This window comes from Deferrisoma camini S3R1 (genome assembly GCF_000526155.1).
GTDB classification, from domain to species: domain Bacteria; phylum Desulfobacterota; class Deferrisomatia; order Deferrisomatales; family Deferrisomataceae; genus Deferrisoma; species Deferrisoma camini.
In genome coordinates this window covers 705,010-727,084 of record NZ_JAFN01000001.1, presented here as the reverse complement: position 1 = coordinate 727,084, position 22,075 = coordinate 705,010, and the positions used below count along the sequence as shown (strand labels likewise).

Here is a 22,075-nt window from a genome sequence, read left to right as displayed (position 1 = left end):
AAGTGTTGGAAGGGCCCCGGCGTGCCGGGGCCCTTCCAACACCTACTTTTGCAGCTCTTTGAGCCAGGCGTCGCTCTTGAACCACTTCCGGTAGATCCGGTCGTAGGTGCCGTCGTTCTTGATCTGGCGCAGGAAGTTGTTGAGCCAGTTCACGAAGTCGTAGTCGCCCTTGCGCACGCCCCAGGCCAGGGGCTCGTAGGTGAACGGCTTGTCCAGGAACACCAGCTTGCCCTCGCCCTTCTGGGCGTTGGCCACGGCGCAGTAGGGCGAGTCGTACACGAAGGCGTCGGCCTTGCCGTTGACCACCTCCATCACGCCCTCCTGCTCGGTCTCGAACGAGATGTACTCCGCCTTGGGGATCATTCGCTTCACGGCCTGCTCGCCCGTGGTGCCCAGCTTCGAGACCACCTTGTACTTGGGATCGTTCAGGTCCTTGTAGGACTTCACCTTGCCCGCGAGCTCCTTGCGCAGCAGGATCGTCTGACCCACCACGATGTACGGGTCGGCGAAGTTGATCCGAAGGTTGCGCTCCTGGGTCAAGGTCATGCCGCTCATGATGATGTCGAACTTCTTGGTGAGCAGGGCCGGGATGATGCCGTCCCACGCGGTGCTCACGATCTCGAGCTTCACGCCCATGGCCTTGGCCATGCGCTTGGCGATGTCCACGTCGAACCCGATGATCTCGCCCTTCTGGTTGGTCATCTCGAACGGCATGTACCCGGGCTCCAGGCCCACCCGCAGGCTGCCCCGGTCGAGGATCTCGTCCAGGGTGCCGGCCGAGGCCAGGGGAGCGGCGACCACCGCCGCGACCACCAGGACGGTAAGGGTTCGGAAGATGCGTTTCATGGCAGACCTCCTTTTCGGAACGAAGGGGTGGGGAAGGCTCTCCGGCGGGGTCAGTAGGACTTGCCTTCGTCGAGGAGCTCCTCGATCACCATCCGGGTGCCGCACTCCGGGCACTGGGGCAGGTCCTCGACCGGGAGGTAGATGATCTGGGTGAACCGGCACCGGGGGCACACGACCTGGACCGGTTCCTTCTCCCCGCGCTCCATGGCAACACCTCGACCGTTGTGGCGTCGCGAAACCAGATTTGATAAAAGGGAAGCCGCTTATACCACAGCCCCTTCGGCCCGGCAAGCCGACCCCGGGCAAGGGGCAACGGGTCGGCCCGAAAGGAATGCCCTTGTCCCTGCCTGCCACCCGACGCCGACGCCTCTGGGCCGAGTTCCTCCTGGCCACGGTCACCGTGTTCTGGGGCAGCACCTTCCCGGTGGTGAAGGACGCCGTGTCCCAGGTGCCCGTGCTGTGCTTCCTGTGGGTGCGGTTCGCCCTGGCCGCCCTGCTGCTGGCCGCACTGGCCGGCCCGCGCCTGGCACGGCTGGGCCGCAGGGGCTGGACCCGGGGGGTGCTGCTGGGCACCGTGCTGTTCCTGGCCTACCTGTTCCAGACCTTCGGCCTCGAGCGCACCAGCGCGGCCAACGCCGGGTTCCTCACGGGGCTCAACGTGGTGTGGGTGCCGCTGCTGGCCGGCCCCCTCCTGGGCAAGCGGCCGTCGACCGGCGCCAGGATCGGCGTGGTCTGCGCGGTGATCGGGCTGTGGCTCCTGACCGGCAGCGCCCCCTGGAGGCTGGGGCCGGGGGACCTACTGGTGCTCGTGTGCTCGGTGTTCGTGGCCCTGCACGTGCTGGGGCTCGACGCCCTGACCGAGGGCACGGACGCCAGGGCCCTGACCTTCGTGCAGGTGGCCACCATGGCCGTGTGGGCCTGGGCCGGAAGCGCCGCGTTCGAGCCGGTGACCTGGCCCCCGGCATGGACCGCGGACCTCGTGACCGCGGTGGTGGTGACCGCGGTCTTCGCCACGGTGTACGCCTTCTGGGTGATGACCACGTACCAGCGTTACACCACCCCCGCCCGGGCCGCCCTGATCTACACCCTGGAGCCGGTGTTCGCGGCCGTGTTCTCGGTGTGGCTGGCCGGGGAGCGGCTCTCGGCCACGGCGTGGATGGGCGGGCTGCTGATCGTCGCCGGCACCCTGGCGGCCGAGCTGTGGCCCCAGCCGAACGCGGAGGACGAGCAGGGTGGGGCTAGGCCCGGCGGGGCGGGGGAATCGGGTAGAACTCTTCCAGGATCCGGTGGTTTCGGAACCCAAGCGCCTCCCGGTGGATCACCAGCTCCCACAGCCGTTGCCGGGCCACGCGGCGCTTGGCGTTGAACGCCTGGATCTCCTCGGCCGGCACGGGCCGGCCCTCCTGCTCCCACCGGTCGATCCGGCGACCCTGCACCTCCAGCTCCAGCAGGGCCACCAGCACCTTCTCCTCGGCCCGGCCCACGGCCGCGGCCATCTCCTGGAGGATCTCCTTCTCCAGCTCGTCCTGGGCCTGGTACACGTCCAGGCGCCGGCGCAGCCGGTCCAGGTAGGGGCTGTCGTACCCCTCGTCGGTGAGCTGCTCCACCAGCCGCTTCCAGGGAACGTCGGTCTTCGGTCTACGGTCCACGGTCGTCGGTTTGGGCCTTCGGCCCGCTGGAAGGCTGGAAAGCTAGGAGGCCATGAGGCTGAAGCCCGTTGGTCGCGGGTCGTCGTACCGATTTGCGATCAAGATGAGCTCATAGAGGGGCGATTTGGGGGCCGTTGGTCCTCCGCCGGAAAAGACGGCCTCGCCGAAGCCGCTACGGCTCGGTCCGCTGCGGCGCGTGAGAGCACGCGCCGCGGGCGCTCCCCTGCGCCGAGCGGCTTGAACGGCTCGGCCGTAGCGCTCCGGGCCAACGGCCCCCAAATCGCTGGCTTCGAATGCGACTTGGTATCAGTCGTGCGTCGCGGGGGCATGGCCTCGGCCGTCGCAGAGCCTACTCGTCGCTGCCCCCCAGCATGCCGGAACGCAGCAGGAAGTAGAGGAGCTGCATCACCGAGGTGACCGCGGCGGCCACGTAGGTGAGGGCCGCGGCCGTGAGCACCTGCCGGGCGCCGGGCATCTCGTCGGGCCCCAGGATGCCCACGCTCTCTACCGCGGCCAGGGCCCGGCGGCTCGCGTTGAACTCCACGGGCAGGGTCACCAGCTGGAACACCACCGCCGCCGCAAAGAACACCACCCCCAGCTTCACCAGGGCCGTGGCCTGCAGGAGAAACCCGAACACCAGCAGGGGCCACGCCAGCTGGGACCCCACCGACGCGGCCGGCACCAGGGCCGTGCGCAGGCTGAGCGGCGCGTAGCCGGCCGCGTGCTGCAGGGCGTGGCCCGCCTCGTGGGCGGCCACCCCCACGGCCGCGAGGCTGGGCGTGGAGTACACGTCGGGGCTCAGGCGCAGCACCCGGGACCGGGGGTCGTAGTGGTCCGAAAGGAACCCCTGGGCGGTCTCGATGCGCACGTCGTCGAGCCCGGCCCGGGCCAGGATCAGCTCCGCGGCCCGGGCGCCGGTGATGCCCCGCCGGTTCATCCTTTCACCGTACTTCCGAAACGCCGACTGGACCCACATCTGGGCCGCCAGCGACAGCAGGAACGCCGGAGCGATCAGGATGAAGTACAAGGGGTCGAAGTAGAACATGGACCGTCTCTCCTTGAGAGGCTAATGGCCGTTTGTCGTACGTCGTGGGTCGTACGTCGTGACCACTGTGCGGCTGGACGTCGAGCAGCCACCGAGCCGTCCCACTGAAAGAGTTCTAGCCACAGATCTTCACAGATTTGCACGGATTTTGGGCGGAGATGGGATCCATATCTGTGTTCATCTGTGTCGATCTGTGGCGAATGGCTTCTGAAGGCTGAGAAGCGGTGACACAGTGACGCGTGACGGGTGACGGGGGAAGAACCGGCCGCCTTGCCACGATTCACGATTCACGATTTACGGCAGCACTTCCGTGACGGGTGACGGCCTTGGCGCCCCGACGTCCCAGCGTAAGGATTCTAGCCACGGATCTTCACAGATTTGCACGGATTCTTGGGTAGATATGGGGTCCATATCTGTGTTCATCTGTGTCGATCTGTGGCGAATGGTTTCTGAAGGCCGTTCGTCGTGGGTCGTGACCGGCGACCTATAATCACCGTTCCGCGACGAGGCAACCCCGGTCGCGGACACCTCGCTACCCGTCGTACCACCGGGCCCGGTGCAGCAGGTCGGAGGCCGAGAGCTTGCCGGCCCGGAACAGCCGGCAGTCCATGGTCTCCAGGGCCACCCGGCCGGTGCCCTCCGGGGCCTCCACCTGGATCCAGAGCCGGTGGGAGCCGAAGTCGCTCTTGAGCGTCCCCTCCCCCACCAGGAACGCCACGATCAGGAACGGGTCGGCGGCCACGTCCTCGTCCCACCGCACCCACACCCGAATGTCCCACCGCCCCTCTCGGGCCCGTTCCGGATCCAGGGCCCGCACCAGCTTGCAGTCCGACACCGGCACGCCCGCCCCCCGGGCCACCTCCTGCAGGGTCTGGGCCATCGCCAGCCGGCGCCAAGACGATCGCCGCACCCCTGCCACGGCCGCCTCCAGGCGGGAGCGCACCGCCGGGTCCAGGTCCGTGGCCGCGTTCACCGCCGATGCGAACCGCTCCGCCAGGGCGGCCGGGGCTCCCCGGGACCCCCCTTTGGGGCCCGCCGGCAGGGCGATCCACACGAGCAGGGCATGGAGGGCCAGGCTCACCCCCACGCATACGGTCAACAGCCGGCGTTCCCGGGCCCCCATGGGCCGCAACACGGTCTGCATGGGCCTTGGCCTCCCGTCGGGGTCAGCGGAACAGGTGGCAGCGGACGCGCCGGCCCGGCTCGGGCCGGGTGTCCTCGGGCACATCCCGATCGCAGGGGCCGAACCGCTCCGGGCACCGGGGGTGGAACGGGCAGCCGGGGGGCGGGTCGATCGGGTTCGGCACGTCGCCCTCCGGCACGGTGGGCTCGGTCCGCCGGGTGGGGTCCGGCACCGGCACGGCCGAGAGCAGGGCCCGGGTGTAGGGGTGGAGCGGCCGGGAGAACAGGGCCTCGGCCGGGGCCTCCTCCACCACCCGCCCCAGGTACATCACGGCCACCCGGTCGGACACGTGCTCCACCACCCTGAGGTCGTGGCTGATGAACAGGTAGGTGAGCCCGCGCTCCTCCTTCAGGTCCTGGAGCAGGTTCAGGATCTGGGCCTGCACGGACACGTCCAGGGCCGACACCGGCTCGTCAGCCACGACCACCCGGGGCTCCACCGCCAGGGCCCGGGCGATCCCGATCCGCTGGCGCTGGCCCCCGCTGAACTCGTGGGGGTAGGCCTCGGCCGCCTCGGGGGGCAGCCCCACCTGCTCCAACAACCGCTCCACCCTCGCGCGCCGCTCCCGGCCCCGGGCCAGATTGTGGATCGCCATGCCCTCGCCCACGATGGCACCCACCCGCATCCGTGGGTTCAGGGAGGCTTGGGGATCCTGGAACACCATCTGGACCTCCCGCCGGAACCGACGGACCCCGTCGCGGTCCAGGGTCCAGAGGTCCTGGCCTCGGTACCGGATCTCGCCGGCCGTGGGCCGCTCCAGGCGCAACAGGAGCCGGGCGAGGGTGCTCTTCCCACACCCCGACTCCCCCACCAGGGCCAGGGTCTCGCCCGGGGCCAGCACCAGGTCCACGCCGTCCACGGCCCGCAGCCACCGGCGCGGCGCGAACGCCCCCTGCCGCACCGGGTAGTGGCGCCGGACCCCTCTGACCTCAAACACGGCGCTCCACCCTCACGCACCGGGCCCGGTGGCCCGGCCGCTTCTCCTCCAGGGCCGGCACCGCGGCCGCACACTCCTCCACCGCCTCGGAACACCGGTCCCGGAACGGGCAGCCCGACGGCACCCGGGTGGGGTGGGGCACGTTCCCGGGGATGGCCCGCAGCCGCTCCCCCCTCCGGAGGCCCGGCGCGCCGGGAAGGGAGCCCAGCAGGCCCCGGGTGTAGGGATGAAGGGGTTCTGCGAACAGCATCTCGGTGGTCGCTTCCTCCACGGCATACCCCGCGTACATCACCACCACCCGGTCCACGTTCTGGGCCACCAGCCCCAGGTCGTGGGTGATCAGCAGCAGGGACATGCCCCGGTCCCTCCGGAGCCGCCCCAGGAGCCGCATGATCTGGGCCTGGATCGTCACGTCCAAGGCCGTGGTTGGCTCGTCCGCCACCAGCAGCTTGGGCCGGCAGGCCACCGCGATGGCGATCATGACCCGCTGCCGCAGCCCGCCCGACAGTTGCGCCGGGTAGGCTCGAAGTCGCTCCTCCGGAGCCGGGATCCCCACCTCCCGGAGAAGGTCCACGGACCGGCGCCGCACCTCGTCCCGCGGCAGATCGAGATGGGTGCTCAGGGCCTCGCCCACCTGGAACCCCACCGTGAACACCGGGTTCAGGCTGGTCATGGGCTCCTGGAACACCATGCCGATTTCCCGACCCCGAATCTTTCGGTACTCCTCAGAGGAAAGCCCCACCAACTCCCGGCCGTTCAGCCGGATCGAGCCGGCCTCCACCCGGCCCGGCTCGGGCACGAGCCCCATCAGGGACAGCGCGGTCACGCTCTTGCCGCACCCCGACTCCCCCACCAGCCCCACCGCCTCGCCGGCCCCCACCCGCAGGTCGAGCCCGCGCACCGCCGGCACCTCGCCCGCCGGCGTGTGGAACGAGACCTGGAGATTCTCGACCTCGAGGAGTTCGGGCAAGCGCATACTCCTTGTCGGGCCTCCGGCCCACTGGGCGGCTGGGAGGCCGCCTCACGGGCCGACGCCCCCCAGGATTTCTCTAGTTTCTAGTGTTCCGTTTCGCAAACAATATGCGGATTAGTGCGGTGGGGCTGGGGGCTCCGACGAAGCGCGACGGCCGAGCAGCTAGGGCCGCCCGGCGCCAGGGAAGCGGCTGCGGCGCGTGCTCTCACGCGCCGCAGCGGACCGCGCCGAGGCGGCCCCTGCGAGGCCGTTCAGCGAAGGAGGGGCCCCCAGCCCCACCGCCTGGGAAAACCACGAAATTTCCGAAGCACGACACTAGTCTCTAGTTTCTAGTCTCTAGCTTGCCCCGAATCAAGAAGAGTTACCCTTTCCCGGTTCCCGGCCCCCCAGGGGCCTGAGAGACTTCCATCGTCGCCTGACCCCACAGGAGCCTGGGGGCTTCTCATACCAAGTTGCCATCCATCGGATACGCATCCGGGGGCGGGGCAAGGGACCTGCCTCCGGCCGGGCGCGAAGCCAGGCATTGAGATTCGCCGCGCAGGCACGGGGCGGGGGAACTGGCTTCATGGCAACCCGTTGGAATCCGCACCCTTTCGCAGTCCAGACGCCGGAGGCGCTGCGCGGCGAGCCAAGGGGCCGCGCCCGGCTCTCCGGCAGGTCCCTTGTATAAGGGCCCCGATGGTTATTAACCCGGCGATTAAATAGGCGCACTAGGCGGCTGCGTATCGAATCTTCGGGTGACGGAAGTACGAGCGCACGCGGTCGGGCAACTTCTGGAGCTTGCGCAAGTGGGAGATCGCCTTCGCCCGGAGTTGCTCTCCCGTGCGTGCCGGCGGTCCCGAGTGCACACCGGCCTTGAGGTCGCAGTTCAGATACTCGTCCGGATTCAGCTCTGGCGAGTACGAGGGCAGGTAGAACACCTCGATCTCCTCCCGGTGCTTCTCCAGCCAGGCCTTCACCGGCTTACTGTGGTGCACTCGGAGATTGTCCAAGATGAGAAACACCTTCCGGTCCGCGTCTTTGATCAGTCTCCGGAGGAACCGGATCAACGTCCGACTGTTCATCGCGCCCCGGTAGGTCATGAACCGAACCTTGCCCTGGTTGGTGATGCTGGAGATCAGGCTGATGGATTCACGTTTGGCGTTGAGCCGAACCACCGGCGTTTTTCCCCGAGGCGCGTAGGAGCGTCCATGTTGGCTGTCCGAACGAAGTCCCGTTTCGTCGCCCCAATGAATTTCGAAGTGCCAGGTCACAATCCTTCGCCTTTAGGCGGAATTGCTTCAGCAGGTTTTTCTTTGTAGGGTTGGCGGACCAGCAAGGAGGTCCGCGATGGCAGAGTATCGAAGAGGGGCACACACAGTCCATGACATCAAGTATCACTTTGTATGGGTGACGAAATATCGATACAAGATTCTGAGAGGGGAGATAGCGGAGCGCGCGCGGGATATTATCCGGCAAATATGCATGGCGCGAGAGATCACGATACTGAAGGGCTATGTAAGTAAGGATCATGTTCATCTGTTTGTGTCAGCTCCTCCGAGCTTGTCGCCGGCTCGGATCATGCAGTATGTGAAGGGACGATCGTCAAAGATGTTGCAGCAAGAGTTTCCGTCTCTTCGGAAACGGTATTGGGGGCAGCACATTTGGGCTCGGGGCTACTTTTGTGCTTCGTCGGGCACGGTGACGGACGAGGTGATCAAAGCGTATATCGAGCAGCAGACTGTGCCGCCGGAGGACGACTTCAAGGTGTCCGACGAAGCACGGGCTTGAGCCGGCTTTAGCCGCACGACAGCGGCTTCAGCCGCAACCAGCGACTTTCAGTCGCAACAGAACCCACCGGCTTTAGCCCAATACTGTTCACTTTAAGATACGAACGTGTTCGCAAATGGGCTGCAGTCGCATGGGCGAGACCGTTTGGCGATGCCGAGTCGGATACGGGGTCATCTTCCGCTTCACCGCTCGCGGGTTGCGTCGACCACGACTGGACACCACTCGCTCTTCCAAAATCTCCTCCAGCACCTGCGCATGGAACGCCGCCCTGTGCTCAGGGGGGAGTGGCGACGAAAGCGGGCAGTCTCCGACGCACCACCCGCACCGTGTGAACGAAGGAAAGTTCGTCAGGATCCACATCGCCCTTGCGGGCGGCTTCATGCATGAGTCCTCGTATCGCAAAATGCGCCATCAGGAACCCAAAGAACTCCTGTCGGACGAGCTCCGGGGTCTTGCTCCGGAGCACAATCCGAGCCCCTCGGAGGTGCGTTTTCAACTCGTCGAGTGCAGTCTCGATCTCCCAGCGTTCCTGGTACAGGGCGGCCAACTCCTCTGCCGGGGCATCTTCAGGGTCGAGGATCGTGGTCACCAACCGGTACACGTCCTCTGCGCCTGGGACTCCGTCCAGTGTGTACTCGATCACCCGGACCATGACACCGCCCCGATCCTTTTGGCGAGCATAGGCGTTGGGATAGATCTTGCTCAGATAGGAACCATCGGACAGACGGCGGATGCACGGCAGGCGTGCGCTTGCCTTCACTCGCCACAGCAGATCGGCTCCGGTTGCGCAGGCCTGGGTCCACAAGGGCCAGGAGAAGAAACACCGATCGGCCAGACACAGCATCCCGGGCCGCAAGGACTCCACCACGTGCCGAGCCAACGCGACCTCGCTCGTGTGGTATCCACCCATGCGGGAGCCGAACAGCACGTGGGTTCCGTTCTCCACCAAGGAGACGAACCGGATCTGCGGATAGGCGCTCCGTCCCCGGGCGGCCTTGGGGCGTCCGAAGGCTTGTTCGTTCTCCTGAGTATCGGCCACATCCAAGGTGCTGCCGTCCAGGCTGACCAGCCGCCAGCGCCGGTACCACGCCCCTCGGGTGGCCGTTTCGGCGATCGGCCGGACGAGTTCGTTGTGCAGCCGTTCGATCGGTTCCGCCCCCAGACGGGACCGCGCTTGGGAGATGGCCGATTTTCCGGCAACGCGAACGCGTTCACGGGGCCCCATGAGCCACTGGAGACCTTCGAGCAAACAGCGGAGCACCTCTCGTGTGGACACGCTCATGTACAACGCCAGTGCGATCACATAGTAGACCACGACATGGGCAGGTAAGGCGCGCTGTCGCTGGCTCGCCTTGCCTGTGGCTTGCAGCACCTCGTGCACCTTGGGCAGGGGGAACGTTTTTGCGATGACCCCCAGCGTGATGTAATCCGTGATCCGCGTGCCTTCGGGAAGCCCTGCTGGAGTTCGAGCCATCCTTCACCTCGCTTTCCATGAGTAAGGAAGACGAGAGAAGAATAGCACGAAGGCACACTAAGTGAACAGTATTGGGCTTTAGCCGGTGGTCGTTCAGTCTCTGCGTTTTCTCGCTTCGCACGGGCGACAATGGCGGGGTAGTCCTCATCCAGCCACTTCTGGACCGCCTGAGGGTTTTGCTCATAGGACCGCCGCAACGGCTTTTGCGGCGTGAATCCCCAGCGCTTCAGGTAGTCCCCGATCGTGCGCACCGGCATCTCGATACCCCATCGGCGCCGGATCAGCTCCTGGATGTTTCGACGCGTCCACAGGGCAAAGGGCATCTTGAGCTGCTCGGGGGTTTTGTCGGTGATGAGCCGCCGGAGTTCCTGTTCCAGTTCGCGGCTCAACGTTCGTTTTTGCCCGGGCTTCCGCCCCCGTTTCTTGAGGCGGATTCCTTGGGTACCGTCGCGTTCATAGATCTTCCACCACTTGCGCACCGTGGAAGGATGAACGCCGACGATCTCGGCAATCTCTGCGAAGGTCCGACCGGCCTTTCGCAAGCGGATCGCCTGGCGGCGTAAGGTCTGCTGGGCCTCTCGGCTGATGCTGCGAGCATCGACTTTGTCCATGACGACAGTGTACCATAATCGCGCCTATTTAGCCACCGGGTTAATAACTTTGTTATCTCGGTAGGGCGTGGCAGACCGACGTCCCTTTGGGACCCCAAGCCCGTGGGTAAGCGCGGTCGCCACGCCCAGGTCTCTCGCATCCCGTACAGTTGCTAAGGCCACCAAGCCCGCATTTCACAAGGTTGGGAGGTAGAGAGCCATGGCCAAAACCCCCAAGACCTTCGTTGGTATCGACGTCTCCAAGAATTCCCTCCACGTCGCCGTCAGGCCCGACGGAACCCGTTGGTCCGTCCCCAACACCGAAGACGGTATCGCCGAACTCCTCAACCGCCTAAAGGCCCTGGCGCCAACCCGGGTGGTCCTCGAAGCCTCCGGCGGCTACGAAGCCACCGTCACCGCCGAGCTTCTCGCCGCCGGGTTGCCAGCCTCGGTCATCAACCCTCGTCACAGTCGACACTTCGCCCAAGCCACCGGACGCCTCGCCAAAACCGACCGCGTCGACGCCGACGTGCTTGCTCTGTTCGGTGAAGCCATCATGCCCCCCGTGACCCAGCTTCCCGACGAGGCCACCCAGGAACTCCTGGCCTTGGTCAACCGCCGACGCCAAATCGTCGCCATGATCACAGCCGAGAGCAACCGGCTGGCCACCGCCTCGGAGCGCATACGCCCCGGCATCCGCGCCCATCTCGAATGGCTCCGGTCGCAACGCAACGGCCTCGACAAACAGCTGCGTTCGGCCCTTCGCGCCTGCGAGAGCTGGAGAGAACTCGATAGGCTCCTGCAGTCCGTCCCCGGGGTGGGGCCCGTGATGTCCGCCACGGTCATTGCCAAACTACCAGAGATCGGCACCCTCGACCGGCGCCAGATCGCGAGTCTCACAGGGGTTGCACCGTTTAGCCGCGATAGCGGTCAATACCGCGGAAGCCGAAGTGTTTGGGGCGGTCGAGGCGGCGTGCGTCACGTTCTCTACATGGCCACCCTGTCAGCAATCCGGCACAACCCGGACATTCGGCAGTTTTACCAGCGGCTTCTCGCCGCAGGGAAGAAGCCCAAAGTCGCGCTCACGGCCTGCATGCGCAAACTTATCACGATCCTAAACGCGATCGTCCGGGACAGGACTCCCTGGCAGCCCCGGGCCGCGGTTCCGGCTTGACACGCAACACAGTTGCTTGCCCCTCTGAGCAGAGGGGGCCGATAGCTTTGAATGCAACTTGGTATCAGTCGTTGATCTTGGGGTCCAGGGCGTCCCGCAGCCCCTCGCCCAGGAGATTGTAACCCAACACCGTCAGAAAGATCGCCATGCCCGGGAACACGGTGACCCACCACCCGCTGGCCAGGTTGTCCCGGGCCTGGGCCAGCATGTTCCCCCACGACGGCTGGGGCGGCTGCACCCCCAATCCCAGGAACGACAGGCTCGACTCTACCAGGATGGCCCCGGCGATCCCCAGGGTGGCCGACACCAGCACCGGCACCAGGGCGTTGGGCAGCAGGTGAAAGAACAGGATGCGCAGGTCCCCCGCCCCCTGGACCCGGGCCGCCAGCACGAACTCCCGCCCCTTCAGGCTGAGCACCTCGGCCCGGACCAGCCGGCACACCCCCATCCAGCCGGTGGCACCGATGATCACCATGATCAGCCAGATCGACGGCTTCAGGAACGCGATGGCCGAGAGGATCAGGAAGAACGTGGGGATGGACTGCATCAGGTCCACGAACCGCATCACGAGGCTGTCCCACCAGCCCCCGTAGTAGCCGGCCGTGCACCCCAGCACCGTGCCGATGCCCACCGAGATCCCCACCGCCACGAACCCCACCAGAAGGCTGATGGGAGCCCCGTACACCAGGCGGGAGAACACGTCCCGGCCCAGCTCGTCGGTGCCGAACCAGTGGCGGACGCTCGGCGGCTCCAGGATGTGGCGGACGTCCACCTGGGCCGGGTCGTACGGCGCGATCCACGGGTGGAGCACGGCCACCGCCGCCAGGGTCAGCACGATCGCCAGCCCGGCCACGGCCTGCCGGTTCCGGCGCAGGCGGCGCCACAGGGTCTTCCAGGGGCCTACGTGGGGGGGCTGGGTCATCGCTGGGATCGCAGGGCGGCTTCCAGTTCCTCCCGGGTGAGCACTCCTTTGGCCTCCAGCACCCGGATCAGCACCTTCAGCAGCTCGCCGGTGTCCAGCCCGTCGAGCGAGCCCACCCTTCGCTCCTCGCCCTTCTGGAGGATCACCATCTCCTCCTCCCCTTCCGAGCCGCCGGCCGGCCCCACGGGCACCCGCTCGGATGGGGGGGCCTGGGCTGCGGGGTCCTTGCCCTGCTTGCGGTAGTAGTAGTTGATGGCCCGGGTGATGCCGGACTCGGTGGCCACCACCGGCCGCACGTTCACCCCGGTCTGGAACTCGATCTCGCTGATCGCGTCCAGGTTGGTGGGATCGGCCATGGCCAGGATCACGGACTTCTTGCCCAGCTCCTCCTTCAGGGCCACCGGCATCACGTGGTACTTCTCGGCGATCCGCAGGGGCACGGCCGCCAGGGCCCGGGGGGAGATCCGGACCTTCCGGAAGTCCACGGCGGGCAGCCGCAGCTGGGCCGACAGGCACCGGAGGATGTCCTCCTCCCTCGCGAACCCCATGCGCACCAGGGTGGACCCCAGCTTTCCCCCCCAGGTCTTCTGGCTGCTCAGGGCCGCCTGGAGCTGGGTCTCGGTGATGAGGCCGGCGTCCATCAGGATCTCCCCCAGCCGCTTTCGTCGAGGCACCGTCGTCCCCTTCCCAGCAACTTCGGTCGTTGGTCGTCAGTCGTTGGTTGTCGGTCGAAAGCCCGCCCCGACGTCGGAGCCGGGGGGCATGGGTTTCAGGGGCCAGAATTCATCTGGTTCCTGACCCCCCTGCCCCGCCGTCAGCAATGGCCCCCGGACCAACCAAAGTTACCCTTCCCGTTGTAGGGCCCCGCAGGGGCCTGCTGGAGCTTTCTACGTCCTCCCGAACCGGATCCGCGGGTCCACGAGGGCGTACGCCACGTCGGCCACCAGGTTGCCCAGCAGCGTGAGCCCGCTTCCCAGGAGAAGAATGCCCTGGATCACCGGGTAGTCGCGGGCCATCACGCTCTGGTAAAACAGCTGCCCCATGCCCGGGATGGCGAAGATCGTCTCGAAGATCACGCTGCCCCCGATGAGCGCCGGGATCCAGAACCCCATCAGCGTCACGATGGGCAGCAGGCTGTTGCGCAGGGCGTGCACGTAGACCACCCGCCACTCGGGCAACCCCTTGGCCCGGGCCGCGGTGACGTAGTCCTGACGGATCACCTCGAGCATCGAGCCCCGCATGTACCGGCTGATGCCGGCCAGCCCCCCCACGGCCGACACGAACACCGGCAGGATCAGGTGCTGCACCCGGTCCCAGAACCGGGCCAGGGGTGGAAGATTCGCCGCGCCCAGGGACTCGAGCCCCGAGATCGGCAACCACCCCAGGTCCACCCCCAGCCACTTCATCAGCAGCAGGGCGAGCCAGAAGCTGGGCACCGAGAACCCCGCGAACACAAGCACCGTGGTGGTCCGGTCGAACTGCGACCCCCTGCGCACCGCCGAGATCACCCCCAGGGGCACGGCCGTGGCCAGGATGAGCACCAGGCTCAACAGGTTCAGCAGCAGGGTGATCGGCAACCGCTCCCGGATCTTGTCCCACACCGGCCGTTTGTCCGGGCTGAAGCTGATCCCCAGGTCCAGCCGGGCGACCCGGCCGAGCCAGGTCACGTACTGGACCGGCAACGGCTTGTCCAGCCCGTAGTACGCCTCGAACCGCTCCCGGAACTCGGCGCCCACCTTGGGGTTGAGCTCAGTGTAGAGCTCGGTGGGGGAGCCCGGCGCCATGTGCATCAGCAGAAACGAGATCAGGGTGATCCCGAAAAGCATCGGGATCATGAACGCGATCCGCTTCGCGATGTACCCCAGCATGGATCAGGGTGTCTCCGCATGGCGCTGGAGCGCCTTGGGCACGTACCAGCGCTCGAAGTTGTAGGTGATGCCGGCCGGGGCCGGCCGGATGCCGTGGACCCGGTTCGACACGGCCACCAGCGCGTAGGGCACGTATAGGAACGTGTAGGGCTGGTCCTCGGCCAGGATCTCCTGGAACCGGTCGTAGAGCCGCTTGCGCTCGGCCCGGTCGAAGGTCTTCCGGGCCCGCACCAGGAGGTCGTCCACCTCCGGGTTCCGGTAGTGGGTGTGGTTCAGCCCCCCCGGCACCGCCTTGGACGAGTGCCACACGTCGTACAGGTCCGGGTCCTGGGTGATCGTCCACCCCAGGATTACGGCATCGAACTTACCGGGTTTCACGAACTCGTTGATGAACGCGGCCCACTCGAGCACGCGGATCTCGATCTGGATCCCCACCGCCTTGAGGCGCTGTTGGATGATCTCGGCGGTCTTGAGCCGCTGGTCGTTGCCCTGGTTGGTGAGCACCGTGAACCGGAACGGCTTCCCGTCCTTGTCGAGCACCCCGTCCCCGTCGGTGTCGGTCCACCCCGCCTCGGCCAGGAGCTCGCGGGCCCGGTCCGGGTCGTAGGGGTACTTGGGAACGTCGGGGTTGTACACCCAGGTCCCCGGCTTGTACGGACCGGTGGCGGGGACCCCGAGCCCCTGGAGCACCCCTTCCACGATCTCGTTCTTGTCGATGGCGTGGGTCAGGGCCCGGCGCACCCTCACGTCTTGGAACATCGGCTTTTCGAGGTTGTAACCTAAGTAGGTGTACGCATTGGCCAGGTACTTGTACTTGTTGTACTGGCTGCGGAACCGCTCGTTGTCGGTCTGACGGGTCCACTGCAGGGGCTTCAGCCCCATCATGTCGATCTTGCCGGCCATCAGTTCGTTGAACTGGACCCCCAGATCCGGAATGATCCGGAACACGTACCGGCTGAAATAGGGCAACTGCATGCCGGTGTCCGGATCGGTGTCGAAGTAGTCGGGGTTTCGCTCCAGCACGATCCGCTGGCCGGTGAGCCACTCCACGAACCGGAACGGGCCGGTGCCCACGGGCTTGCGGCCCAGCTCCGAGGTGTTGATGTCCTTGCCCTCGAGCAGGTGCCGCGGGAGCACGGCCGCGCCCCACGAGATCAGGGCCGGCGCGAACGGCTCTTTGTACCGTACCCGAAGGGTGTAGTCGTCCACCACCTCGACCGACTCCACCGGCTCGAAGTCTCCCCGGTAGGCGGTGAGGGTGTTCGGGTCCATGGTGACCCGGTAGGTGAACTCCACGTCCCGGGCCGTGAGCGGCGCCCCGTCGTGGAACCGCACCCCCTTTCTCAGATGGAAGGTGATCGTCAGGTTGTCGTCGCTGACCTCCCACGACTCGGCCAGGTCCCCCACCACGTTGTACTCGCCGTCGTACTTGACGAGCCCGTTGTAGATCAGCCCCGCCACCGAGTGGGACGCGGAGTCCGTGGCCAGGATGGGGAGCAGGGTGGACGCGTCCCCGATCGAGGCGTCCACGAAGGTGTCGCCGTAGGCGGGCGAGAGATCCACCTGGGCTTCGGTCTCCTTCGAGGCCTGGGCCTTTTCGGGCTCTCCCCCCTTGGTGCAGGCCGCCAGGGCCGCGAGCAGCACAACGAGCCAGATCCTCTTCACGATCGTCTCCCACGGATTCCGCCCGCTGGGGACAGGGGCTAGAAGGCTTAAGGGCCGTTCGTCGTAGGTCGTGGGTCGTTTGTCGTTGGGGCCGAGGGAGCGATCCCGGTCCGGCCGGGCCTCCGGCCCGGGATCGCCTGCAGGAGCAGGATCCTACCGATGCAGGCCTTTGGGCCCGCCGCGCGCCCCAAACGCGAAGCGTCCCAACGATTCACGATTTACGATTCACGGCAGTACTTCCGTGACGGGTCACGGGTGACGGGTGACGCGGCGGCAACACCACTAACGGCATGTCACGTCCCAACGCCCGGCTTCGGGCCCAAAAAGCCCGAAGGGTCACCCGGGGACCCCCTGTGCGTCAAGGCCGGAGCCTCACCCCTCGCGGCTTGGCCACTCGGCGTCGGGGCGCTCCTCCACGAAGCAGGCGAACCGGTCCCACTCCACCTCCCGGCCCGACACCGGGCAGCGGAGCCTCATCGTGCGGTCGCCCACCTCCACGACCTCCCAGTCTCCCGACCGAGGCCCCCCTTCGATCCGGATCTTCTGCCCCGGGGTCAAGGGGTACGGCTTGAACACGGTCACGCGATGTCCCACGATGAGCCTCCCGTCACTTCGGGCCTCCGGCCCGCTATGGGCCTTTGGCCCGCTGGAAAGCTAGAAGGCTGGGAGGCTAGAAAGCGAAAAGCCTCTCTCGTCTCTCAGGACCCAAGCAAGTAGGGCTGCTTCAACGGCGCCACAGTCCCCCCCTCTCACCCCCGCCGGAGCACCAGCACGGCCCCGAGGATCAGGAAGGCCACGCCCGCCACCCGGGCCGGCCCCAGGGGGATCCGCTCGAACCCGAACGCGCCCACCCGGTCCAGCAGCAGCCCGGCCACCAGCTGGGCCGCGATCACCGAGGCCATGCCCGCGGCCGTGCCCAGGCGGGGGAACACCAGGATCGTGCTGGCCACGTACACCGCTCCGATCAGCCCGCCGGTCAGCTCCCACCACGGGGCCCCACCCACCCCCGACAGCCTGGGCAGCCGGCCCGACGCCGCCACGATCACCAACAGCGCTGCGGTGCCCACCGAGAACGACACCAGGGCGCTGGGCAGGAACCCGCCGACCCGGTCGGCGAGCCGGGCGTTCACCGACGGCTGCAGGGCGGAGAGCCCTCCCACCAGGGCCATCCACAGGGCGAGCACGAATCGCGGCATCGGTCACCTCGGTTCTGCCGGGCCGGAACATCCAAGGGGCCCTCATCATCGACCATTCTCCGGCCGTCGCGCAAGACGTCGGCGCCCAGACAAAACCGGCCCCGCCCCGGGGCGACGGGGCGGGGCCGGACGAGCGGCCGCCGGGGGCGGGCCGGTTCAGCGCAGGGTCTCCTCCCGTCCCTTGACCAGGGCCTGCACCATGCGGTTGTAAGGGGTGGGCACCCCGGCCCGTTCCCCGTACTCCACGATCTTGCCGTTGATGTAGTCGATCTCGGTGCGGCGCTTGGCCTCCACGTCCATCAGCATGGAGGGCTTGTGGTCGCCGGCCGTGCCCAGGTAGTCCATGCAGTAACGGTAGTAGTCCCAACCCAGGGAGATCTCGTTGGCCCGGGCCACCTGCACCCCCTCCTTGACCAGCTGGTCCACGATGCCGGCCACGAACGGGTCCTTCATGGCCTGGGCCATCGTCATGCCGGTCAGGGCGCACACCGGGTTCATGGAGGCGTTCATGATGGTCTTACGCCAGACCATGTTCACCAGCTGGTCGGTGTGCTGGGTGGCGAGGCCGGCGCCGGTGAGGACCTCGGCCACGGCCTGGGCGGCCGGCTTGCCGGCCGGGTCGAGCTCCTGCACGTAGTGGGGGGGATGGTGGAAGGCCATGTGGACCCGGCCGGGGCCGGCCAGGCCCACCCCGAAGTTCACCACGGCCCGCATCACCCAGGGCCGGCCCAGGGCCTCGGCCAGCACCAGCTCGGTGTCGATCCCGTTCTGCCAGCTCACCACGTGGATGCCCTCGCGGTGGAACCCCTGGATGGCCGAGGCAATGAGCGGCAGCGCCGTGGCCTTGGTGGTCACGAAGATCACGTCGGGCGAGAACTCGCCCAGCTCGTCCACGTGGGTGGTGGTGCGGGTCACCCGTGCCGACAGGGTCTCGGCCCCCTCGATCTCGATCCCCGGGTCCAGGGCCGGCCGCAGCAGGTCCTCCACGATGTCGCACAGGGTCACCTCGTGGCCGGCCGACGCCAGGTGGGCCGCCACCACGCATCCCACGGGGCCGGCCCCGATGACCGCGAACCGGCTGGGGGTAAAGTCCGACGAGCCTCCCATCGCTGCCTCCTTTCCGCGACTCACGCGCTTTCGAGCATGCCGAAGGCCTGGGCGTCCAACACCCGAACGCCCTGCTCCCCCAGCACCCGGATCGCCTGGTCGTTGTCGCTGAACCGGAACACCATCACCGCTTTATCCGAGGAGAAGCCGGTGAAGGCGTACATGTACTCCACGTTGATGCCGGCCTGGTTCACCGGCTCCAGCACCGCGGCCAGGCTTCCGGGCCGGTCGGGGATCTCCACCGCGACCACCTCGTCGATCCGGGCCGGCAGGTGGAGCCCCATGACCACCCGGCGGGCCTTGGCCACGTCGGACACCAGCAGCCGGAGCACCCCGAACCCGGCCGTGTCCACCAGGCTGAGGGCCCGCAGGTTGATGCCGGCGTCCCCCAACGCCTTGGTCACCGCGTAGAGCCGTCCGGGCGAGTTCTCCAGGAACACCGAGATCTGCTTCAGTTTGGGCATGGTCCTCCTCCTTTCCCAGTGGCTTCGGGCCTTCGGCCCGCTGGGCGGCTAGGCCGCTAGGCAGCTAGGCGGCTCCTGAGCCACCATCAAGGCCTCAGTGGGCATGGGGTCCGGTGGAGAGGCGCGTGCGGCCGTATCAGGGGGCAGAGTTCAGTTTTTAGACTCTACCCCCACTTCTGCATTCTGACCTCTGTCCCCTGAATTCTGACTCCTGAACCCCATGCCCCGCCGCCCGCAATGGCCCGCCCCCGTCACGATCGCGACCAGGAGGTCGCTCTTACCCGTGGGGCCCGGAGGACGTGGCCGCGGCGCCAACCGGACGATCGGTTGATAACAGCTACCCTATCGATTGGATCGGCCGCCGTCAAGATCCGGCCCCGGCGGGGGGCTCCTTTCGGTCGGCCCACCGCCGGCGAACCCACTCCTCCTCGTCGGCCCGGGTGCGGACCTCCCCGTCCAGCCGGGCCCGCAGAAGCCCCTCCAGGAGCTGCCGGTAGGCGGGCCCCGGCGGGATGCCCATCCGCTGGAGGTCCCGGCCCCGCAGCGCCGGCCGCACGTCCGCCAGGCGGGTGTAGTACCGGCTGATCAGCCGGCGTTTGCGCTCGTCCTGGGTCTTGGCCATCATGAACAGCCGGGTCTCGTCCCCGCAGGGGTGCAGGATCTCGTACACCCGGCTGTCGGGCACCCGCTCGCCCCGGGCATCCAGGGCGCGGCGAAGCTCGCCCAGGGCCCGGTACGCCGATCCGAGCGCCTCGACCAACCATCGGCCCACACCCTGCTCCACCCCCAGCTCCCGCACCCAGGCGCGCACCTCGTCCTCCTTGAGGGGGTCCAGCAGGGCCAGCTGGTACACCCGCCAGTCCTCCAGGGCGGTGTCGCGGTACAGCAGCCGGAACCAGGTCAGCACGCCCCGGACCCGCTCCACCAGCTCCTCCACCCTGCCCGCGTACCGCACCCCCGGAATCAGGGCCGACAGCACCCCGTGCTCGTCGGCCAGGGCCACGGCCTCGGCCCCCTCCCCCTCCCGCAGCAGGGCCATCCACTCATGGAACAGCCGCTTCCCCCGGGCCTCGGCCATGAACCCCTGGCGCACCGCGGTGCGCAGGAGCTTCTCGGTCTGGCGGCCTAGCCGGAAGCCGAACCGGAGCCGGAACCGCAGGGCCCGGAGCATCCGGGTGGGGTCCTCGACGAACGAGAGGTTGTGGAGCACCCGGACCGTGCCCTCCTTGAGATCCCGGAGCCCCCCGAAGAAGTCCACCACCTGACCGAACCGGTCCGGGCTCAAGCTCACCGCCAAGGTGTTGATGGTGAAGTCCCGGCGGTAGAGGTCGAGCTTCAGGCTCGACCACTCCACCGTGGGCAGGGCCCCCGGCCGGGGGTAGTACTCGGTGCGGGCCGTGGCCACGTCGATCCGGACGCCGTCGGGGCACCGGATCTTCGCCGTTCCGAACGGCCGGTGGGGGCGGACCCGCGCCCCCCACCGACGGCCGGCCTCCTGGGCCAGGGCGATGCCGTCCCCCTCGACCACCAGGTCCAGGTCCTCCACGGACCGTCGCAGCAGCAGGTCCCGCACGCCGCCGCCCACCAGGTAGGCCTCCATGCCCTGCTGGCGGGCCAGGGCGCCGAACTCCCGGAGCCGCTCCACCACGCCGGAGGGCAGCCGCTCCCGGAGCAGCCGGGAGACGTCGCGCTCCTGGGGCGGCCCGCCCGGAGCCTCGGTCGGCCCCCACTCCCGTCCCAGGGCCCGGAGCAGGTCCGTCCGGGTCACCACCCCCACCAGGGCGCCCCGATCCACCACCGGAACCAGCCGGTGGTTCTCACGCACCACCAGCCGCCGCACCTCGTCGAGGGGCGCCTCCGGCCCCACGGCCTCCACGTCGGTGGTCATGTAGTCGTCCACCACCGCCTCTCCCAGGCCGTGGCTCAGGGCTCTCTCCACGATCATCCGGGTGACCACGCCCAGCACCCGGCCGTCGTCTCCCACCACCGGCATGGCGTTCAGGTGGTAGCGGTTGAGCGCCTCCTGCACCCGGACGAGGGGCGTGCCGGGCCGCACGAACTTCACCGGCGCGGTGGCGATGTCGCGGGCCATGACCGGGGGCCGCACCACCTGGGGCAGAAGCCCCAGGATCCGCTCCCGCACCTGGATCAGGGTCTCGTCCCGCACCGAGGCGGACGCGGCCTCGGGGTGGCCGCCCCCTCCCAGGGCCCGGGCCAGGGCCCCCACGTCCACCTGGGCCGGGATCCGGCTCCGGGCCACCACCTGGACCTGGTCGCCCAGGCGCACGGCCGCCACCACCACGTCGAGGTTCTCCATGTCCCGAATCTTGTGGACCAGGAACGCCAGATCCCCCACGTAGTGGTCGGCGCTCGCCTCGGTCACCGTGACCTCCACCCCGTAGATCCGGTGGGTCACCTGGTTGCGCAGCAGCTCCTCCAGCAGCCGCACCTGCTCCAGGGTGAGCTCCGGGGTCAGGAACGACGAGACCACATTGAGGTCGCCCCCCTGCCCCAGCAGGTACGCGGCCGCCTCCAGATCCCGGGGGGTCGTGGTGGCGAACACCAGCCCCCCGGTGTCCTCGTAGATCCCCAGGAGCATGACCGTGGCCTCCTCCGGGGTCACCGGGATCCGCCGCTCCCGGAGGATCTCCACCAGGAGCGTGGTGGCCGCTCCCACCGGCTCGATGCGGCGGACCCGGGCCTCCACGGTCTCGTCCGACATGGGGTGGTGGTCGTACACGTGGACCTCGAGACCGGGCCGGCCCAGCAGCTCACCGAACCGGCCGATCCGGTCCGGGTGGGACACGTCCACCAGCACGAGCCGGTCCACCGCGTCCAGGTCCACGGACCGGGCCCGGCGCACGTCCACCGCGTACAGGGCGCTCTCCACCAGGAACTGGCGCAGGCTGCGCTCCTGGCTGCCCGGAAACGCCACGACCGCCTCCGGGTAGAGCTTCTTGGCGGCCACCATGGCGCCCAGGCTGTCGAAGTCGGAGTTGATGTGGGTGGTGATCAGGTCCACGCGGGCGGTCTCCGCTGACTTCGGCTGGGAGGCTGGGGAGCTAGTACCAAGTTGCCATCCATCGGATACGCATCCGGGGGCGGGGCAAGGGACCTGCCTCCGGCCGGGCGCGAAGCCAGGCATTGAGATTCGCCGCGCAGGCACGGGGCGGGGGAGCTGGCTTCATGGCAATCCGTTGGAATCCGCACCC

20 protein-coding genes and 1 pseudogene are annotated in these 22,075 nt (G+C 67.8%); 3 read left to right on the top strand and 18 right to left on the bottom strand.

From position 1 onward, the window contains the following. Positions 1 to 42: 42 nt before the first annotated feature. Complete coding sequence (locus tag DEFCA_RS0103105; protein WP_025321581.1) at positions 43 to 846, bottom strand: transporter substrate-binding domain-containing protein; 804 nt, start codon at positions 844 to 846, stop codon at positions 43 to 45. A 50-nt stretch (positions 847 to 896) separates the two neighbouring features. Beyond that, on the bottom strand, positions 897 to 1,052 hold the full coding sequence (locus DEFCA_RS21920; protein ID WP_169709419.1) for a hypothetical protein: 156 nt from the start codon (positions 1,050 to 1,052) through the stop codon (positions 897 to 899). 131 nt (positions 1,053 to 1,183) lie between these two features. On the opposite strand from DEFCA_RS21920, the gene DEFCA_RS0103095 reads away from it, so the two are divergent. Then, positions 1,184 to 2,212 (top strand): DMT family transporter, encoded by a 1,029-nt coding sequence (locus DEFCA_RS0103095; protein ID WP_025321580.1) that lies wholly within the window; start codon positions 1,184 to 1,186, stop codon positions 2,210 to 2,212. Positions 2,213 to 2,844: 632 nt separating this feature from the next. On the opposite strand, the gene DEFCA_RS0103085 is transcribed toward DEFCA_RS0103095, so the two are convergent. From DEFCA_RS0103085 to DEFCA_RS0103065, 5 genes and pseudogenes are all read right to left on the bottom strand, one after another. After that, on the bottom strand, positions 2,845 to 3,540 hold the full coding sequence (locus tag DEFCA_RS0103085; RefSeq protein WP_025321578.1) for a zinc metallopeptidase: 696 nt from the start codon (positions 3,538 to 3,540) through the stop codon (positions 2,845 to 2,847). Positions 3,541 to 4,072: 532 nt separating this feature from the next. After that, a complete protein-coding gene (locus DEFCA_RS23975) occupies positions 4,073 to 4,684 on the bottom strand; it encodes a hypothetical protein (protein ID WP_025321577.1) in 612 nt (203 codons plus the stop codon). Between the two features lie 22 nt (positions 4,685 to 4,706). Then, on the bottom strand, positions 4,707 to 5,660 hold the full coding sequence (locus DEFCA_RS0103075) for an ABC transporter ATP-binding protein (protein WP_025321576.1): 954 nt from the start codon (positions 5,658 to 5,660) through the stop codon (positions 4,707 to 4,709). Continuing rightward, positions 5,653 to 6,636, bottom strand: a complete 984-nt coding sequence (locus tag DEFCA_RS0103070) for an oligopeptide/dipeptide ABC transporter ATP-binding protein (protein WP_029733470.1) — start codon at positions 6,634 to 6,636, stop codon at positions 5,653 to 5,655. Before DEFCA_RS0103070 ends, DEFCA_RS0103075 begins: the two co-directional genes overlap by 8 nt. Before the next feature lie 707 nt (positions 6,637 to 7,343). Further along, a pseudogene (locus tag DEFCA_RS0103065) lies at positions 7,344 to 7,871 on the bottom strand (IS630 family transposase); the annotation flags it as partial. Positions 7,872 to 7,962: 91 nt separating this feature from the next. On the opposite strand from DEFCA_RS0103065, the gene tnpA reads away from it, so the two are divergent. Further along, positions 7,963 to 8,403: an IS200/IS605 family transposase gene (gene tnpA, locus DEFCA_RS0103060; protein ID WP_025321573.1), complete on the top strand. Its 441-nt coding sequence runs from the start codon at positions 7,963 to 7,965 to the stop codon at positions 8,401 to 8,403. A 274-nt stretch (positions 8,404 to 8,677) separates the two neighbouring features. Here the strand turns inward: tnpA and DEFCA_RS0103055 are convergent, their stop codons facing one another. Next, the gene (locus tag DEFCA_RS0103055; RefSeq protein WP_245693526.1) at positions 8,678 to 9,820 is read right to left on the bottom strand and encodes an IS4 family transposase; all 1,143 of its coding nucleotides are present in this window, start codon (positions 9,818 to 9,820) and stop codon (positions 8,678 to 8,680) included. Further along, a complete protein-coding gene (locus tag DEFCA_RS24625; RefSeq protein WP_084318716.1) occupies positions 9,703 to 10,488 on the bottom strand; it encodes an IS630 family transposase in 786 nt (261 codons plus the stop codon). The genes DEFCA_RS0103055 and DEFCA_RS24625 overlap by 118 nt, the downstream gene beginning before the upstream one ends. Before the next feature lie 199 nt (positions 10,489 to 10,687). Here DEFCA_RS24625 and DEFCA_RS0103050 point away from each other — a divergent pair, with 199 nt between their 5' ends. Then, positions 10,688 to 11,641: an IS110 family RNA-guided transposase gene (locus DEFCA_RS0103050; RefSeq protein WP_025321571.1), complete on the top strand. Its 954-nt coding sequence runs from the start codon at positions 10,688 to 10,690 to the stop codon at positions 11,639 to 11,641. Positions 11,642 to 11,705: 64 nt separating this feature from the next. Here DEFCA_RS0103050 and DEFCA_RS0103045 read toward each other — a convergent pair whose 3' ends face one another. The 9 genes from DEFCA_RS0103045 to DEFCA_RS0103005 all read right to left on the bottom strand — a co-directional run bounded on the left by DEFCA_RS0103045 (position 11,706) and on the right by DEFCA_RS0103005 (position 21,885). Next, entirely contained in the window at positions 11,706 to 12,563 is an 858-nt protein-coding gene (locus DEFCA_RS0103045; protein WP_025321570.1) for an ABC transporter permease, read from the bottom strand. Continuing rightward, on the bottom strand, positions 12,560 to 13,237 hold the full coding sequence (locus DEFCA_RS0103040; RefSeq protein ID WP_025321569.1) for a GspE/PulE/PilB domain-containing protein: 678 nt from the start codon (positions 13,235 to 13,237) through the stop codon (positions 12,560 to 12,562). The genes DEFCA_RS0103045 and DEFCA_RS0103040 overlap by 4 nt, the downstream gene beginning before the upstream one ends. Positions 13,238 to 13,450: 213 nt before the next feature. After that, positions 13,451 to 14,431, bottom strand: a complete 981-nt coding sequence (locus DEFCA_RS0103035) for an ABC transporter permease (protein ID WP_025321568.1) — start codon at positions 14,429 to 14,431, stop codon at positions 13,451 to 13,453. Positions 14,432 to 14,434: 3 nt separating this feature from the next. Further along, the gene (locus DEFCA_RS0103030) at positions 14,435 to 16,096 is read right to left on the bottom strand and encodes a peptide-binding protein (protein WP_029733467.1); all 1,662 of its coding nucleotides are present in this window, start codon (positions 16,094 to 16,096) and stop codon (positions 14,435 to 14,437) included. 372 nt (positions 16,097 to 16,468) lie between these two features. Then, on the bottom strand, positions 16,469 to 16,690 hold the full coding sequence (locus DEFCA_RS19030) for a hypothetical protein (RefSeq protein WP_025321566.1): 222 nt from the start codon (positions 16,688 to 16,690) through the stop codon (positions 16,469 to 16,471). A gap of 155 nt (positions 16,691 to 16,845) precedes the next feature. Next, positions 16,846 to 17,292 carry a DMT family transporter gene (locus tag DEFCA_RS0103020; protein ID WP_025321565.1) on the bottom strand — a complete coding sequence of 149 codons (447 nt, stop codon included), beginning with the start codon at positions 17,290 to 17,292 and terminating at the stop codon, positions 16,846 to 16,848. 156 nt (positions 17,293 to 17,448) lie between these two features. Further along, positions 17,449 to 18,399 (bottom strand): ketopantoate reductase family protein, encoded by a 951-nt coding sequence (locus tag DEFCA_RS0103015; protein WP_025321564.1) that lies wholly within the window; start codon positions 18,397 to 18,399, stop codon positions 17,449 to 17,451. A 20-nt stretch (positions 18,400 to 18,419) separates the two neighbouring features. After that, complete coding sequence (locus DEFCA_RS0103010) at positions 18,420 to 18,863, bottom strand: ACT domain-containing protein (RefSeq protein WP_025321563.1); 444 nt, start codon at positions 18,861 to 18,863, stop codon at positions 18,420 to 18,422. Between the two features lie 364 nt (positions 18,864 to 19,227). Next, the gene (locus DEFCA_RS0103005) at positions 19,228 to 21,885 is read right to left on the bottom strand and encodes a CBS domain-containing protein (RefSeq protein WP_025321562.1); all 2,658 of its coding nucleotides are present in this window, start codon (positions 21,883 to 21,885) and stop codon (positions 19,228 to 19,230) included. Positions 21,886 to 22,075 lie beyond the last annotated feature (190 nt).